This window comes from Achromobacter sp. SD115, from assembly GCF_017355315.1.
Taxonomy (GTDB): Bacteria; Pseudomonadota; Gammaproteobacteria; order Burkholderiales; family Burkholderiaceae_B; genus Achromobacter; species Achromobacter xylosoxidans_B.
The window spans coordinates 31,973-48,188 of sequence record NZ_JADIJM010000021.1 but is presented as its reverse complement, the minus strand read 5'-3'; the positions used below and the strand labels follow the sequence as shown (position 1 = coordinate 48,188).

16 protein-coding genes are annotated in these 16,216 nt (G+C 64.6%); 10 read left to right on the top strand and 6 right to left on the bottom strand.

What is annotated here, in order from left to right:
- The first annotated feature begins 14 nt into the window (after positions 1–14).
- The 8 genes from IPU70_RS24960 (at position 15) to IPU70_RS24925 (ending at position 11,354) form a co-directional block, all read left to right on the top strand.
- The gene (locus IPU70_RS24960) at positions 15–1,145 is read left to right on the top strand and encodes a CaiB/BaiF CoA-transferase family protein (protein ID WP_207471471.1); all 1,131 of its coding nucleotides are present in this window, start codon (positions 15–17) and stop codon (positions 1,143–1,145) included.
- Positions 1,146–1,316: 171 nt separating this feature from the next.
- Positions 1,317–1,829 carry a sigma-70 family RNA polymerase sigma factor gene (locus IPU70_RS24955; protein WP_207471470.1) on the top strand — a complete coding sequence of 171 codons (513 nt, stop codon included), beginning with the start codon at positions 1,317–1,319 and terminating at the stop codon, positions 1,827–1,829.
- On the top strand, positions 1,826–2,782 hold the full coding sequence (locus IPU70_RS24950; protein ID WP_207471467.1) for a FecR domain-containing protein: 957 nt from the start codon (positions 1,826–1,828) through the stop codon (positions 2,780–2,782). Before IPU70_RS24955 ends, IPU70_RS24950 begins: the two co-directional genes overlap by 4 nt.
- Before the next feature lie 86 nt (positions 2,783–2,868).
- Positions 2,869–5,361, top strand: coding sequence for a TonB-dependent siderophore receptor (locus IPU70_RS24945; protein WP_207471465.1), 2,493 nt, complete (start codon positions 2,869–2,871; stop codon positions 5,359–5,361).
- Positions 5,358–5,630 carry an iron transporter gene (locus IPU70_RS24940; RefSeq protein ID WP_207471463.1) on the top strand — a complete coding sequence of 91 codons (273 nt, stop codon included), beginning with the start codon at positions 5,358–5,360 and terminating at the stop codon, positions 5,628–5,630. Before IPU70_RS24945 ends, IPU70_RS24940 begins: the two co-directional genes overlap by 4 nt.
- Positions 5,627–7,165, top strand: coding sequence for a PepSY domain-containing protein (locus IPU70_RS24935; RefSeq protein ID WP_207471461.1), 1,539 nt, complete (start codon positions 5,627–5,629; stop codon positions 7,163–7,165). Before IPU70_RS24940 ends, IPU70_RS24935 begins: the two co-directional genes overlap by 4 nt.
- Before the next feature lie 35 nt (positions 7,166–7,200).
- Positions 7,201–8,253, top strand: a complete 1,053-nt coding sequence (locus tag IPU70_RS24930) for an asparaginase (RefSeq protein ID WP_207471459.1) — start codon at positions 7,201–7,203, stop codon at positions 8,251–8,253.
- 284 nt (positions 8,254–8,537) lie between these two features.
- Complete coding sequence (locus IPU70_RS24925; RefSeq protein WP_207471458.1) at positions 8,538–11,354, top strand: autotransporter outer membrane beta-barrel domain-containing protein; 2,817 nt, start codon at positions 8,538–8,540, stop codon at positions 11,352–11,354.
- 121 nt (positions 11,355–11,475) lie between these two features.
- On the opposite strand, the gene IPU70_RS24920 is transcribed toward IPU70_RS24925, so the two are convergent.
- The 6 genes from IPU70_RS24920 to IPU70_RS24895 form a co-directional block, all read right to left on the bottom strand.
- The gene (locus IPU70_RS24920; RefSeq protein ID WP_158307669.1) at positions 11,476–11,649 is read right to left on the bottom strand and encodes a hypothetical protein; all 174 of its coding nucleotides are present in this window, start codon (positions 11,647–11,649) and stop codon (positions 11,476–11,478) included.
- Positions 11,650–11,679: 30 nt separating this feature from the next.
- A complete protein-coding gene (locus IPU70_RS24915) occupies positions 11,680–11,916 on the bottom strand; it encodes an integrase core domain-containing protein (protein ID WP_207471456.1) in 237 nt (78 codons plus the stop codon).
- 112 nt (positions 11,917–12,028) lie between these two features.
- A complete protein-coding gene (locus IPU70_RS32875; protein ID WP_242702690.1) occupies positions 12,029–12,187 on the bottom strand; it encodes a hypothetical protein in 159 nt (52 codons plus the stop codon).
- Between the two features lie 314 nt (positions 12,188–12,501).
- Complete coding sequence (locus IPU70_RS24905) at positions 12,502–12,642, bottom strand: hypothetical protein (RefSeq protein WP_371819078.1); 141 nt, start codon at positions 12,640–12,642, stop codon at positions 12,502–12,504.
- A 48-nt stretch (positions 12,643–12,690) separates the two neighbouring features.
- Positions 12,691–13,152, bottom strand: a complete 462-nt coding sequence (locus tag IPU70_RS24900) for a carboxymuconolactone decarboxylase family protein (protein ID WP_207471454.1) — start codon at positions 13,150–13,152, stop codon at positions 12,691–12,693.
- 340 nt (positions 13,153–13,492) lie between these two features.
- On the bottom strand, positions 13,493–14,044 hold the full coding sequence (locus IPU70_RS24895; RefSeq protein ID WP_013395373.1) for a TetR/AcrR family transcriptional regulator: 552 nt from the start codon (positions 14,042–14,044) through the stop codon (positions 13,493–13,495).
- Between the two features lie 110 nt (positions 14,045–14,154).
- On the opposite strand from IPU70_RS24895, the gene IPU70_RS24890 reads away from it, so the two are divergent.
- Positions 14,155–14,826, top strand: a complete 672-nt coding sequence (locus IPU70_RS24890) for a DJ-1/PfpI family protein (RefSeq protein ID WP_207471452.1) — start codon at positions 14,155–14,157, stop codon at positions 14,824–14,826.
- A gap of 143 nt (positions 14,827–14,969) precedes the next feature.
- Positions 14,970–16,057, top strand: a protein-coding gene (locus tag IPU70_RS24885; protein ID WP_207471450.1) for an IS3 family transposase whose coding sequence is annotated in 2 segments (ribosomal slippage) — positions 14,970–15,222 and positions 15,222–16,057 — 1,089 coding nt in all. Because the reading frame shifts where the segments join, the coding sequence is not laid out codon by codon here.
- Positions 16,058–16,216 lie beyond the last annotated feature (159 nt).

The window sequence follows — 16,216 nt, the reverse complement described above, 5'->3', positions numbered from 1 at the left end:
GGGGAGACCAAGACATGGGACCACTGGCTGGAATCAGGATCATTGAATTGGCCGGCATCGGTCCGGGGCCGATGGCGGCGATGCTGCTGGCCGACATGGGCGCGACGGTCCTGCGGATCGAACGCAAGGAGCCTGCCGACCTGGGCGTCAAGCGCGAGTTGAAATACAACCTGCTGCTGCGCAGCCGGCGCTCGATCGCGTTGGACCTGAAGGATCCGCGCGCGGTCGCGCTGGTGCTGCGTCTGCTGCGCAAGGCCGACGGGCTGATCGAAGGATTCCGTCCCGGCGTGACCGAGAGGCTGGGCCTGGGGCCGCAAGCCTGCCTGGCTGAAAACCCCAGGCTGGTCTATGGCCGCATCACGGGCTGGGGCCAGGACGGGCCGCTGGCGCAAGTGGCCGGGCATGACATCAACTACATCGCCGTCACCGGCGTGCTGGACGCCATCGGCCGGGCCGGCCAGCCGCCCACGCCTCCGCTCGCGCTGGTGGGCGATTTTGGCGGCGGCGGCCCCTTCCTCGCATTGGGCATGCTGGCCGCCATCATCGAAGCGCGCCAGTCGGGCCAAGGCCAGGTGGTGGACGCCGCCGTGATGGACGGCGTGGCCTCGATGGCCACGGCCTTCTTCGGCCTGGCCGCGTCGGGGTCATGGCAGCCCCAGCGGGGCAGCAACATCCTCGATTCGGGCGCGCCGTTCTATGACGTGTATGCATGTGCGGACGGCCTATGGTTGTCGGTCGGCCCGATAGAGCGCCGCTTTCACGAACGGCTGCTGCGGCAGCTGGGCCTGGACGACGATGCGATCCGCGAACTGGGGGACCATCAGGACCGGACCACCTGGCCCCGCCTGCGGACGGTGCTGGCGACCGCCTTCGCCCAGCGCCGCCGGGACGAATGGTGCGAGCGGCTGGCGCAGCTGGACGTGTGCGTGGCGCCCGTGCAAACGTTGGCGGACGCCGCCGGGCATCCCCAGGTCCGGGCGCGTGGCACCTTGCTGGAGGTGGACGGCATCACGCAGCCAGCCCCGGCGCCGCGCTTCAGCAGGACACCCAACGCCAGGCCGACGGCGCCGCAGCCGCCGGATGCTGGAGCGCTGGCGGGTTGGCTGGATCCCGGGGACCTGGAGGCGTACGGCGCAGCGCTTTGATGGTGGAGGGCAGCCGGACGCGAGTCGGGCTGTACCGGATCGGAGCCGGGTTCGCTCGACGGGCCGCGCCGGGCTGCAAGCCTGGGATCGGAACCGGCGCATTGCCGGTGCGCGGCTTTATGGTGATAATTGCGATTAATTCCTATTATCGAAATAGCCGCCCCCCTCGCCATGCCGCAACCCGAACAAACCGCCGTCGCCGTGCAGCGCATCTACGACGCGCATCACGGCTGGCTGTTTGGCTGGCTGCGCCGGCGGTTGGGCAATAGCGCCGATGCCGCCGACCTGGCCCAGGACACGTTCGTCGGGCTGTTGAGCAGCTACCGGCGGCGCGCCATGCCGGACTTGCAGGAGCCGCGCGCCTACCTGACCACCATCGCCAAACGTCTCATGGTCGATATGTACCGGCGCCACGCGCTGGAACAGGCCTACCTCGACGCCCTGGCAGCCATGCCGGCGCGGCATGCGCCGTCGGAAGAGCAGAGGCTGATGGTGCTGCAGACGCTGCGGGAGGTGGATGCCTTGCTGGCGGCCTTGCCGGACAAGGCCCGCATCGCATTCCTGCTGTCGCAGCTCGACGGGCTGACGTATGAACAGATCGGCGCGGAGATGGAGGTGAGCGTGCGCACGGTCAAGCGCTACATGGCTGAAGCCTTCAAGCATTGCATCCTGGCGGCGCCATGACCACGGCAACCGACGCCATCGACCCGAAGATCGCGGGCGAAGCCGCGGATTGGCTGGTGCGGCTGCATTCGGGGCGCTTCTCCGAGGCGGACAAACTGGCTTGCGAGCGCTGGCGCCAGCGCAGCCCCGAGCACGACCGCGCCTGGACCCGGGCTCAGGCGATCCTGGCCAAGTTCGGCGGCTTGCCGCCGGGCCTGGGGCGGGCCGCATTGAACGCGGACGCCACGCGGCGCGCCGGCCTGCGGACGCTGGCCGGCCTGATCGTGGCGCTGCCCGCCGGCTGGCTGGCATGGCGCACGGCGCCCTGGCAGAGCTGGACGGCGGACTACGCCACGGGCAGCGGCGAACGCCGGCAGTTCGAGTTGCCGGACGGCAGCGTGCTGGCGCTCAACACGGCGTCGGCGGTGGACCTGGATTACTCGGCGCAACAGCGTCTGGTGCTGCTGCGCGAAGGCGAAATCCTGCTGCGTTCGGCCCATGCCGTGCCGGCCGATCCGCGGCCGCTGCGGGTCCGCACCGCCGAAGGCAGCGTGCAGGCGCTGGGGACGTACTTCGGCGTGCGCCAGCTGGAGGCGCGCAGCCGGGTCGCGGTGATCGAGGGCCAAGTGCGGCTGCAGCCGCGAGCAGCTGCGGCGGGTGTCGTCCTGACTGCGGGGCAGTGCAGCGAGTTTTCGGAGCGCGAGGTCCTGGCGCCCCGCGCCTATGTGCATCCGCCCCAAGCCTGGCTCGATGGGGTGCTCTATGCGGACGACATGAGGCTGGCCGACTTCCTGCAAGAGCTGGCGCGCTATCGCCCCGGCCTGTTGCGCTGCGACCCGGCGGTGGCCGAGTTGCGCATTTCCGGCGGCTTTCAGGTGGACGATACCGACGCGGTGCTGCTGGCGGTGTCGCGCAGCCTGCCGGTGCGGGTGGTTTCGCGCAGCCGCTACTGGGTGAGCGTGGTGCCGGCCTGACCGGGCTGCGCGGATTTTTGGCCCCTTTTCCGGGCTCGTCCGACAAGTCCATATAGCACCTTCGCTAGCACTCAGTCGGGATCAGCATGTTTTCAAGCAAGATCAACGCGGCCAGGCCACCTCGCCGTACGCGCCGCCGCGCGGTCGTAGGCGCGCTTTGCACTGCCCTGGGCGCAGCGGCGCCGGCCATCCACGCGCAGCCGGCCGCCTCGGCGTCCGGCGCGGCCGCCCAGACGCGGTTCGAGATCCCGGCGGGTCCGCTGGGACCGGCGCTATCGGCATTCGCCGGGATGGCGCGCATCAATCTCTCGTTCGATCCGGCGCTGGCCGAAGGCTGGCGCACGGCAGGGCTACAAGGCGCCTGGACGGTCGAGGCGGGCTTGGCGAAGTTGCTGGCGGGCACGCCGCTGGCGGCGCGTCGCGATGGCGCCAATGTCTACACGCTCAGGCGGATTCCGGCGGAGCCGGCGGCGATGCTGCCGGCGGTGCGGGTGGAGGGGGCGCAGGAGTCGGCTTATGGGCCGGTCGTCGGCATCGTGGCGCAGCGCAGCGCCACCGGCACCAAGACCGACACGCCCATCCTGGAAATTCCGCAGACCGTCAACGTGGTCACGCGCGACGAGATCACGATGCGCGGCGCGCGCAGCATCGTCGAGGCGCTGGCCTACACGCCGGGCGCCTATTCTCCGGGCGGCAGCGCCGATCTGCGCTACGACAACATCTACCTGCGCGGTGGCCACGCAGCTCGCAACAACCTGGATGGCGCCCGGCTGCCTTTTGGCGCTTACAGCTTCGGCATGCTGCAGATCGAGCCCTACGGGCTGGAGCGGGTCGAGGTGCTGAAGGGTCCATCCTCGGTGCTGTACGGGCAGAACACGCCCGGCGGACTCATCAATATGGTGAGCAAGCTGCCCACGCAAACGCCCCTGCGCGAAATCGAGCTGCAGACCGGCAGCTACGGCCGGGCGCAGGCCGCCCTGGATCTGAGCGGCCCGATAGACCAGGAAGGGCAGTGGAGCTACCGCCTGGTCGCTTTGCAACGGGACGCGGCCCAGTCCGCCAACTACTCGGAAGAAGACCGGACCTTCGTGGCGCCGGCATTGACGTGGCGGCCGTCGGCGGCCACCTCGCTGACCTTGTTGGGCTTCTATCAGAAAGACCATCAGGTGCCCATCTACGGCAATCTGCCGGCCGCGGGCACGCTCTATTCCAATCCCAACGGCCGCATCCCCCGCGACCGCTATACCGGCGAGCCCGGCTGGGATACCTATGACCGGGAACAGTACTCCGCCGGCTACCTGTTCTCGCATCAGTTCAACGACACCTGGACCGTGCGGCAGCAATTGCGCTACAGCCACATGCGGGGCGAGGCGCGCACCACCGTGGGCTATATGCTCAACCCGGTGGACATGCGCACCTGGTCGCGCTCGATGTCGCGCGGCCAGGGCACCGGCGCGACGCTGAACGTGGATACCCAGGCGGTCGCGCGCTTCAACACCGGCCAGGTCGGGCACGAGTTCCTGGCGGGTTTCGATTATCTGGACATGCGCGACACCTACAAGTTCGCCAACGTCATTGCCGGCGTGCCGCCTCTGGATCTCTACGATCCGGTTTACGGGCGGCCCAGGCCCGGCATCGCGGACCTGATATCCCGCGTCGATTCGCGCCAGCGTACCGAACAGTCTGGCGTCTATGCGCAGGACCAGATCTCGTACGGCAACTGGCTGCTGACGCTGGGCGGCCGCTACGACATGGCGCGCAGCACCACCCGCAATCTGCTGACCTCCGGCAAGGTCTCGCAAGACGACTCGGCCTTCACCGGCAGGGCGGGCCTGACCTACATGCTGGAGAGCGGCCTGGCGCCTTACGTGGCGTACTCGACGTCGTTCGCGCCCACGGGCGGCACCGACTACCAGGGCAACCCGTTCCAGCCGACCAAGGGCCGGCAGATCGAGGCGGGACTGAAGTACCAGCCGCCGGGCAGCGACAGCATGGTGACCCTGTCGGCCTATCAACTGACGCAAACCAATGTGCTGACCACCGATACCACCCCGGGGCGTCCGCCGGGCTTCCAGCTCCAGGCGGGGGAGGTCCGCTCGCGCGGGATTGAACTGGAAGGCAAGGCCAACCTGGCCCGCGGCTGGGACCTGATCGCCTCGTATTCCTACGTCGACGCGGTGGTGACCAAGAGCTCCAACGTCGACATCGTCGATGGCGCGCCGCAATCGCGCGAAGGCAAGAAGCAGTACTACGCGCCGGCGCACCAGGCTGCGGCATGGCTGGCCTACAAGGTGCAGGACGGGCCGCTGCAAGGACTGGGCCTGGGGGCAGGGGTGCGCTACATCGGTGCGGACTGGGGCGACGCGGCGAATACCTTGCGCATTCCCGCGGTGACGCTGGTCGATGCCGCCCTGTCCTACGACCTGGGCCAGATGCAGCCCGCCATGCGCGGCATGACGCTGTCGCTGAACGCCAGCAACCTGTTCGACCGCACCTACGTGGGTACTTGCGTGACGACGACGTCGTGCACCTACGGCGCCGGGCGCTTGCTGCTGGCCACGCTCAGGTACGCGTGGTGAGGCCCCGCAGCAGCTGGCGCGGCGTGGCGGCGCGCCTGGCCGCAGCCACCTTGGGCGCCTACGCGCTGGTGTGGGTAGCGGTTGCGGCGGCGGCCCGCCTGCCGCTGGCGCCTGCCGACGCCATACTCTATCCGGCCCTGGCCGCCATACCCGTGCAGGTGGCCCTCACGGTTTGGGCATTCGCGGCGCGCAGCCCTGGCAGGGTGTGGCTGGCCATTGTGGCGGGATGCATGGGCTCCTGGTTGCTGACCTGGGGTACGGCGGCATGAACGCGTATCCGGAAGGCAGCCTGCGCCAGCGCATGGCCTGGCTGCACACCTGGGTCGGCCTGCTGTTCGGCTGGCTGGCGTTTTCAATATTCCTGACCGGGGCGCTCAGCGTCTATGCGCCGGAGATCAGCCGCTGGATGAAGCCCGAGATTTCGGCCGCCGGCAAGGCCAGCCAGGCCCAGGCCCTGGAATTGGCGCAAGACTGGCTGGAGCGGAACGCCGGGGGTGCGGCTGCATGGCGGATCGAACTGCCGGATGCCCGCCGCCCCTTGCTGGCGCTGTCGTGGGAAGATGCAGACGGTGGCGGCGCGGCGACGCTCGACCCGGCCGGCGGGCGCGAGATCGTGCCGCGCGACACCGAGGGCGGCGACTTCCTGGTCGAGTTCCATTACAGCCTGCATGCGGGACAGGCCGGTATCTGGCTGGTCGGCGCCTGTACGCTGGCGCTGTTGGTCGCGCTGGTTTCCGGCATCATCGTGCACCGGCGATTTTTCGCGGATTTCTTCGTGTTCAGGCCGCGCGCCTCGCCCGGCCGTGCGTGGCTCGATGCGCACAACGTGCTGTCGGTGCTGCCGCTGCCGTTCCACTGCATGATCCTGCTCACCGCCTTGAGCACGCTGCTGTTGGGCTACTTGCCTGCCGGGGTGCAAAGCCGCTATGGCGGCGATGTGGCGGCGATGGTGGCCGAGGTGTTTCCGCAGCCGCCGGCCGCGCCGCGGCCAGGCGGCGCGACGGAGATGCTGCCGTTGAGCACGCTGGCCTTGCGCGCCGAGGCGGATTTGGGCGCTGGCAAGATCGCCGCGATCGGGATCAGGCAGCCCGGCACGCAAGGTGCGCTTGCGGATGTCTGGCGCCGCTACGACGACCGCCTGCTGGCCTTTCCCGACCGCGTGTCCTTGAAGGCGGCGAGCGGCGAGGTCGTCGATGTGCAGATGAGCTATCCCGGGTCCTTGCAGCTGATCCGGACGCTGGGCGGACTGCACTATGGCTACTACGCCGCGCCGCTGTTGCGCGCGCTGTACTTTCTGCTGGCCTTGTCAGGCGCAGCCATGATCGCGACGGGACTGGTGCTGTACACGGCGCGGCCGGCGGCCGCCGCCTTCCGCTTCGGCCGGGCGGCTCACCGGCTGAATGTGGCGATGGTATGCGGCCCGGCATGCGCCTGTGCCGCCTATCTGCTGGCCAACCGCCTGGCGTGGCCCACGTCGGAGGGCTTGCATGAGCGCGAGGTTGCGGCTTTCTTTCTGGCTTGGATCGCCTGCGGCGTGCACGCCTTGGCGCGCGCCGAACGCCGCTTGTGGCCGGAGCAATGGAGGGCCGCGGCGCTGCTATGGCTGGCGGTGACGCCTGTTGATCTGCTGGCCATGGCGTGCGATGCCGGCCTGAAGACGGCCTTGGCGATGCCGCTGCATCATGCGGTCTGGGGCGCAAGCGTCGCGGCCGCATGCGCCTGCGCCTGCCTGGCGCATCGCTCCGGAAAAGGCCGGGAGCGGGACCGGCCGCTGGCATCGACTCGGCGTCGCCTTCCTGAATAGAATGGGCTTCGCGTTCACCACTCTGGAGTCGTCCCATGAACTTGCAATTACGAATTCTCTCGCTTTTTGCCATGTGCGTGATGTCGGCCGGCGCTGCGGCTGAAACGCTGCCGGTTGTCCAGTTCATTGCCACGGGCGGAACGATTGCGATGAAAGTGGATCCGGTCACCAAGGGGGTGGTTCCCGCCATCTCGGGAGATGACCTGATGCAAACGGTGCCCGACGCCGCCAAGTACGCCCGCATAGAGGTCAACAACTTCTCGGCCATGTCGGCCAACTATGTCGAGCCCAAGTGGTGGACGCGCTTGACCAAGTCGGTGGATGACGCCTTGGCGCGGCCTGAGGTGGCCGGCGTGGTCATCGCCCATGGTACGGACACGATGGAGGAGACCGCGTACTGGCTCGATCTGACCGTGAAGTCCGACAAGCCCGTCATCCTGATCGGCGCGCAACGCAATGCGTCGTCTCCGGATTTCGACGGGCCGCGCAATCTGCTCAATGCCATCCGGATCGCCACGGCGCCGGACGCCAAGGGCAAGGGGGTGATGATCGCGATGAACAACCAGATCAACGCCGCGCGCACGGCGACCAAGACCCATACCGCGGATGTCGAGACCTTCAAGTCGGGCGATTTCGGCTTTCTCGGCGAGGTCTGGTCGGATCGCGTGCAATTCTCGCGCACGCCCTTGCGGCGGCAGCACATCGATATCGGCGCGGGCGACATGCCGCGCGTGGAAATCCTGCCGATGTTCGGCGGCGCGGACGGCGATCTGCTGCGCTATGCCGTGGACCAGGGCGCGAAGGGCATCGTGGTCCAGGCCGTGGGCATGGGCAACATGAACGTTTCGATGTTCGAGGCCGTGAAGTATGCGCTGGGCAAGGATGTGCCGGTGGTCATATCGACGCGCGTGCCCAATGGCCGGACGATGCCGGTCTACGGTTTCCCCGGCGGCGGGAAAACCACTTTCGACGCCGGCGCGGTCATGGCGGGCGACCTCAGCCCGCAGAAGGCCCGGCTGCTGCTGATGCTGCTGTTGCATCAGGGGCAGCACAGCAAGGAAGCGCTGCAGGCTGCATTTGATCGTTGATCGTTGCGGGCAAGATTCGCAGCTCCCTCGGCGCTGGCCTTCCGAACCAGGGCCAGGCGCCGCGCGGCCGCGTTCAACGTCTCCTTGCCCTCGGGGATACCAACGCCTGTGTTCAGTCGATCCGCGAATCCCAGATCATCCTTTGGAGCGCAAGACTGGGTGTTGCGCCTGCATCCTGCATTCTTTTCGGCAGGCGGAACGCGGATAGGTGTAGACACCTATTAAGAAAGTCCTGCCGCATGCCGTATCGCTAGGAGGTTGCGTCTACTTAAAAAGGATGTGTCATGGTCGCCAGGAATTGCCCGCGCACGGGATGGTTGAAGTCGGCTGCCCTCGTTTTCTACGCGGCGAACTTCGCCTATCCCGCAAACGCCCAATCGGTTTCCGGCACTGGCGACGTTCAACCCGCGCCGGTCCAGACGCCGCATTGGACTGTCGGGAGCGATCTCACGGTCGGAGATACCCTCGCCGGGGAGTTGGTCATCGATGCGGGCGGTTCCGTAGTCAATGACTCGGCATCCATTGGAAACTTCAATGGCGCCGCAGGCGTCGTGACGGTGTCGGGTCGTGACGGCAATGGCGTCGCTTCCACCTGGACCAGCCTCGGTTCTGTACAGCTCGGCCTCGACACCGGCGCCAGCGGCACAGTGAAAATCCTGGACGGGGGCTTGGCGCAAAGCGAATCGGCCAGCATCGGCTCCGAGACCGGCGGCGTCGGGAATGTTCTCGTTTCCGGGCCGCGGTCCACGTGGAATCTCTCCACGCCCAACGCGTTCGTGATCGGCGGGCGCGGCCAGGGCTCGCTGCGGATCGACAATGGTGGGGCGGTGCACAGCGGCCAGTCGATCCTCGGCTGGGAAGTCGGCAGCGAGGGCAGCGCCACGGTGTCGGGCGCGGCAACGGTCTGGGACCCGCTAAACAACATCTACGTGGGGCTCGACGGAACGGGCGAGCTTCGCGTCCTGGATGGCGCCACCGTTAGCACGGTCGGATCGACAGCGCCAGGCGCCGCGGCAACGGTTTACATCGGCGAGAGCGCGGCCGGGGTCGGCACGGTGACGGTGTCGAGCGCAACGGCCGATGTTTCGACGCTCGCGGCAAGCGACCGCATCGAGATCGGCTCGGCAGGCACAGGAACATTGACCATCGAAAAAGGCGGGAAGGCCATCGCCGCCAGCGATACATGGCTTACCGTGGCGGCCTCCGCCACCGGCACGCTGAACTTGACCGGCGATGCCAGCGGCCGCGGCGTGCTGGAGACCGGCTCGGTCATAAAGGGCGCCGGCGACGCCACTTTCAATCTGGACGGCGGCGTCCTGCGCGCCAATCGCGATGAACGCAATTTCCTGAAAGGCTTCTCCACGCAGGCGGTGGGCAGTGGCGGCGCCGGGTTTGATACCAACGGCCACGAAGTGGGCGTGACGACCGCGTTCTCAGGGACGTCACGCTTGAATAAGCTGGGCGCGGGTACGTTGACCTTGTCGGGCAACAGCGCGGCGTTCACCGGCAATACCGATGTTCAGGCTGGAACGCTGCAGGTGGATGGCATCCTTGGCGGGCCGGTGACGGTGCTTGTGGCAGCGCGACTGACCGGCACGGGACGCGTGGGCGCAACGGCCAACCAGGGCACGATCGCGCCGGGTCCGCGCAGCGGTTTCGGCTCCCTCACGATTGCTGGCAATTATGCGGCGCAGGGCGGCAACCTGGAAATCCGTACACAGCTTGGCGCCGATGACTCGCCGACGGACAAGCTGGTGATTACCGGCGACAGCGCTGGCACGACGCCGGTCACGGTGAAGAACATGGGAGGCGCTGGCGCGCAGACTCAACGGGGGATACAAGTCGTGCAGGTCTACGGCCTGTCGGCCGGAAAATTCGATCTGGCCAATGGCGACTACGTCATCGGGGGGCGTCCGGCTCTGGTGGCCGGCGCCTATGGCTATGTGCTGCAACAGGACCCGGCCGACGGCGGCTGGTACTTGCGATCGTCCCTGACCAATCCCGGCACCACCCCGACGGATCCGGGCACGACCCCGACCAATCCAGGGACTACCCCGACCAATCCAGGCACCACCCCAACGGATCCAGGCACTACCCCGACCAATCCAGGCACTCCCTCGCCCGGGGGCGGTTCGCCGGGCGCGGAACCTCCCTTGCTCTATCAGCCTGGCGTGCCGGTCTACGAGGCCTATGCCAATACGCTGCTCCACCTGAGCCAGCTGCCTACCCTGCGCCAGCGGGTCGGCAATCGCCTCTATGATCCGGCGGACGCCGGCCGCAATGGCGTATGGAGCCGCGTCGAGGGCACGACAGGACGGCTCGATCCTGCGGCGTCCACCACCGGCGCGCGCCAGAACGTCGATAGCTGGAAGGCTCAATTTGGTGTTGACCGCATCCTGGCCGGTAAGGAAGAGGGATCCCGTCTGGTGGGTGGCCTGGCCTTTCACTACGGCAAGGCCGACTCGCGGGTGTCGTCGGTCTACGGCAACGGCACGATCGACACCACTTCCTATGGCCTGACGCCGACACTGACCTGGTACGGCAAGAATGGCCTGTATATCGACACCCAGGCTCAGGCGACCTGGTTCGACAGCGACCTGAACTCAGGGCTGGCCGGCAAATTGAAGGGCGGCCAGAAGGCCCAGAGCTATGGGTTGGGTATCGAAGCGGGCAAGGCTTTCGGCTTGACGGAGGAGCTCGCCCTGATCCCGCAGGCGCAGCTGACATACGTATCGACCCGCTTCGACAGCTTCAACGACAAATTCGGCGCGCGCGTTGAAAGCGACAAGGGCGACAGCCTGCTGGGCCGTTTCGGCATCGCGCTGGACTACAAGAGAAATTGGCAAACGGCCGGCATGAAGCGGGAATCCAGCGTTTATGGCGTGGTCAACGTGAAGCATGAGTTCCTGGACGGAACCAGTGTCCGTGTCGCCGGCGTGCCGGCGGCCAGTCGCATGGCGCGAACCTGGGGCAGCATCGGAGCGGGAGCAAATTTTGGTTGGGGGGAGCGCTACGCGATCTACGGCCAGGTCGAAGCCGACGCGGATTTCTCCGGCAGCTATATCGTCACCGCTACCGCGGGTTTCAGGATGGCTTTCTAGAGTGGGCGATGGTGACCGGCCGACTCTCTGCAAATCCGCTTTTCTTCAAGGGAGTCTCCGACTCATGGAGACTCCGAAATCCTGCCGGCTGGTGCCTGCCTGAAGCGGGAGCCTGCATCCACTACGGGGCCTTCATCTCCTGCTCCTTCTCCTTCTTCTCCTTTTTTTCTCCATCGTAGTGAGACTTGATGGCGAGAAACATGCCCGTACCCAACACGAGGAGCTTGAACGTACCGAAGACTACAGGGACCCAGAAATTCATCATTTCCTCAAAACGCTGCTTCAGCAGCTTCACTAAATACTCGCGGACTGATCCGCGTCGATGCTAGTGATCGGGCTGCCATGAGCCCCCGACCTGTTGTCGGAGGCAGTATTTCCGGGCGAATTCGCCCGGTGTTAGATCTTTCAAAGCCATGTGAGGCCGAGCGTCATTGTAGTCCTGGCGCCAAGCCTCGCCACGCAACTGCAATTGTTCATCGGCATACCGCCGATAGACTCGGTTGCGGCTGACCTGCCAGCCCGGTCTTGCCCGCCAAAGGGCGCCGTCTTGACCGCGCAGCATCTCGACCAGCGACTTGCTTGTCCTGGGCTATGTCCGTTATCGGCCAGGAACGGTCGCGGGGTCGATCATCCGACGATCGGAGCGGAAATCGATCGCCCCCGGGCGAGGGCATTCAGGCGGTCAGGAAGCGCGTGACTTCGGCCCAGTCGTTGGTCGACAGGGCGACGTCTTCGAAGTCGCCTGCTTCCTCGTCGTAGCGCGAAACGCAGAAGCGCTGGCTTCTGCCGGATTCGCGGTCGGCATAGTTGGCGTAGTCGACATACACCTTCAAGCCGCGCTCCTTGTTCTCGAATGAAGGAGCTGCGTCGATGTAGCTCGACGAGTCGAAATACCCTTCGGGTAGGGGCGGGAGGGTGGTTATGTCGAAGTCAGGAAATTCGCGGCGGAGTCGTTCGAGGTTCATAAGGGAAGCATTTGGAGGCTGGAAGCCTGACATTTTACGTTGATTGGTGTCAGCTGGTTTTGCCCGCCAAAGCCAAAAGGCGAACCTCAATGCAAAAGGCGAACTTTGTTCCCGCCACTCCGGGTTTGAGCAGCGGGAATAAAGTTCGCTTTTTTTTGAAGTCCGTCTTTCGGCTTTGACGGTCAAGACAAGCCATAGAGCTTGTAGCTGTTATAGCCTGCTCGCGGGCTGTTCTCGCAAGTCGACTGCGGCGCGCGCCCGTCAAGGATCGCAGCACTAGGCTGGCCCTGGCGCTGCTGCGCCAGCAGCAGTTCGTCCACCATTGCCCCTCGCTACGGCAGTCGCGCTCCTGCAAGGTGTCTTGAAACGCCCTAGACCTGGAGTGCTGCGACGGCCTGCGGCGTCCTGTGAAACGCGATCGCTAGGCGATTGAAACTGTTGATCAGGCAGACGGCGTAGGATAAGTCGGCAATTTCGCGCGCATTGAACACGGCCGCGACGGCGTCATAGTCCGCATCGGCCACGCCGGCCTGCGCTACCAGCGTCAGCCTTTCCGCCCAGGCCAGCGCGGCGCGCTCTTGCGCGGTGTAGAGCAGACCAGCTTCGCGCCAGGTGGGCAGCAGAGCAAGCTTGTCATCCGCAACGCCGCGGGCGCGCAACTCACGCGCATGCATGTCGATGCAATAGGCGCAACCATTGATCAGGGACACACGCAGATACACCAGGTCAACCAGTTCTGTCGGCAAGCCGCAACGCTGCAGGTAGAGATAGGCGTTGGTAAGGCTCTTGTAGCCTTCCGGAGAGGCCTGGGTGTAGTCGATACGATCTGTCATGGAGGCACCTGATAAGAAGAAGCACTGCTGAAGCTGGCCAGTGTATGGCCCCCGTCCCAGGGGGAACAGAGCCATGAATGGCATGCTTGGTTGGGCCATGATTGCGGGCGTCGCTTCGACATCCCTCTACGATAGCCGCGCTCCGGCAAGGGTCTTAACACGCTCTAAGCGTTTGAGTGCGGCCCAATCAAGCAAAGAGGCCCTGGAGACGGTTGTTGACATCATTGCGAGCGAGATCTGGTCAACGATTCGGAGACTTCTGCTGAGTAACGAGCTCTATACGCTTGCTGCGCGATAACCAGAACTCATCACGGCCATGCGCTAAGGCAGCACTTAGGCCTCAGGCACGCGATGCAAGTGTGCCTTTGATGAGGGTGAACGCATGCTGCATTAGCCCATTGAAGTGACCGGCGTCACGTCGCAGCCCTGTCTGCTGGCCACCGATCAAGCATAGGTGAGCTGCTTGGCCGACTATTTCTGCATGGCCAGGCGTGCGCACCCATCGACTGCATGTTCTCACGGCAAAAGCCAGACGAGTTGCGTCGACTCGCCGTTGAAACTCGGCCACCAACGGGTCGATTAACGCCCACGCTCGGATGGCGACTTCCCTGCCCGGTTGCTTCTCGGCGGCGATGCGCAAATAGCGCGTCAGGGTTTCGCTGGCGCTGCGTCCCTGCGCGGCATACGCAAGCATCCGCGTCGTATAGTCCTCTTCCCACTTGCCAAGTAATGTACGCACGAACTCTTCACGATTGTGAAAGTGGTGATAGAACGATCCACGGGTGACGTTCAATCGCCGAGCGATACTTTCGGCTGAGACGCCGGTGTGCCCTTCTTGGTCGAGGGCCTCAAGGCCAGCCGCAACCCAATGATTACGAGTCAGTTTGCTCATATGTCTGCGCCATACAGACTGTGTATGGTGCGATCTAGATTGATACGCTGCGAACACTAGCACAGACCGCCGCGGCATGTCGCACAGCGGCCCTTCTCCTGGAGTTCGCCTTGAAAGAAATTGCCCTGGTCACGTTCGACCAATTCACCGACATCGACCTCTTCCTAATGTGGGACATCTTGGGGCGCAACACTAAGGACTGGAACGTGCGCATCTTGGCATCTAGTTCCATCGTGCGATCGGCGCATGGCCTGTCCGTTTCGGCGCACGGCGCTCTCTCTGAGGCCAATCAGGCCGATGCAGTGTTGTTCTCCAGCGGCAAGCTGGGCATACCGGCTGCGCTTGCTGATCCGGATTTTCTGTCATCTTTCCAGCTCGATCCCACACGACAGCTTATTGGCTCCATTTGTGCCGGCGCCTTCATCCTTGAGCGACTTGGACTGCTTTCCAGCGGTCGTGCCACCACGCACCCGGATGCACGTGGAGGCCTGCAAGCTCTAGGACTGGAGCCAGTGGATCAGCCCTTGGTATGCGAAGGAAGCATCGCAACGGCCGGAGGCTGCCTTGCTGCAATCTATCTGGTGGGGTGGATGGTAGAGTCCCTGTTCGACGTCGAAAAACGACGAGCCACGCTGCAGCCTGTACTGCCCGCTGGGCAGCAAGAGCTTTACGAGGCGCTTATCGGACTCACTATCCGCCAGGGCTCGAGGCAGGTGAACGCTTCGCGGGCTATGCCTAACGTGCCGACGTTAGCTAATCCCCGCGGAAGCTCCGAGATTTAGGCGATCACAATGGCCGTCCAATGCTCGCGACTCTTATCACGAAGACAGAATTTTCCCGTGGTCGGGATCTTGGCGGCTAGGTAATCCCCCCATAGAAGCGTCGCATCCAGAAGTAGAATTTTCTCGTTGAGGAGTTCTACAGCATGAAGAAGTCGAGATTTACGGACAGCCAGATCATCGAAGCGATCAAGCGGGCCGAGGCAGGCTTGGCAGTGCCCGAACTGTGCCGCGAGCTGGGAATCAGTTCGGCAACGTTCTACAAATGGCGGGCCAAGTTCGGCGGCATGGATGTGTCAATGATGTCGCGGATGAAGGAGCTGGAGGCCGAGAACGCCCGGCTTCGCAAGATGTATGTCGAGGAGAAGCTCAAAGCCGAGCTTCGAGCGGAGGCACTCGAAAAAAAGTGGTGAGGCCATCTCGTCGACGCGAGATGGCCCAGCACATGGTGCGCGAGCGAGGGATTTCAGTACGCCTGGCCTGCGAGGTGGTTGGCATCAGCCAGACCTGCTACCGGTACGTCTGCAAGCGCAGCACCGAGAACGATGAGATTGCGGACTGGCTGATGCGGCTTACAGACAACCACCGCAGTTGGGGGTTCGGGCCGTGCTACCTGTATCTACGCAACGTCAAGGGCTACCCATGGAATCACAAGCGGGTTTACCGAATCTACCGAGATCTTGAGCTGAATCTTCGCATCAAGCCGCGAAAGCGCCTGGTGCGACAAGCGCCCGAGCCACTGACCGTGCCGAACCAGCTTAACCACGTATGGTCGATGGACTTCATGCACGATCAGTTGGCCGACGGCCGAAGTATCCGATTGTTCAACGTGATCGATGACTTCAATCGGGAAGCCCTGGGCATTGAAATCGACTTCTCGCTGCCTTCCGAGCGCGTGATCCGCTCCTTGAAGCAGATTATCGGTTGGCGGGGCAAGCCACTGGCGATACGTTGCGATAACGGACCGGAATATCTAAGCGCTGCCATCACCGAGTGGGCGGAGCAATGGGGTATCAAGCTCGAATACATCGAGCCGGGCAAGCCGCAGCAGAATGCCTACGTCGAACGATTCAACAGAACCGTGCGCTACGAATGGTTATCTCAATACCACTGGGACGACCTGGATCACGTGCAGCGCGCCGCGACCGAATGGATGTGGTCCTACAATCACGAACGCCCAAATATGGCACTGGGCGGCTTCACCCCCAATCAGCGGCTAGCCATGGCCGCATAGCGTTGCTACTTCTGGCAATCGCTAAAAATGGGGGGATTACCGATAGCCCCAACCGGCGTGACTAAACCGCGTGCCGTGCAAGTTGATGAACTGTCTGTAAAAAAACAGGTTCGACAAAGCAAAATGACCGTGCGAGAGACGAACAAATCTCTCCGCGTC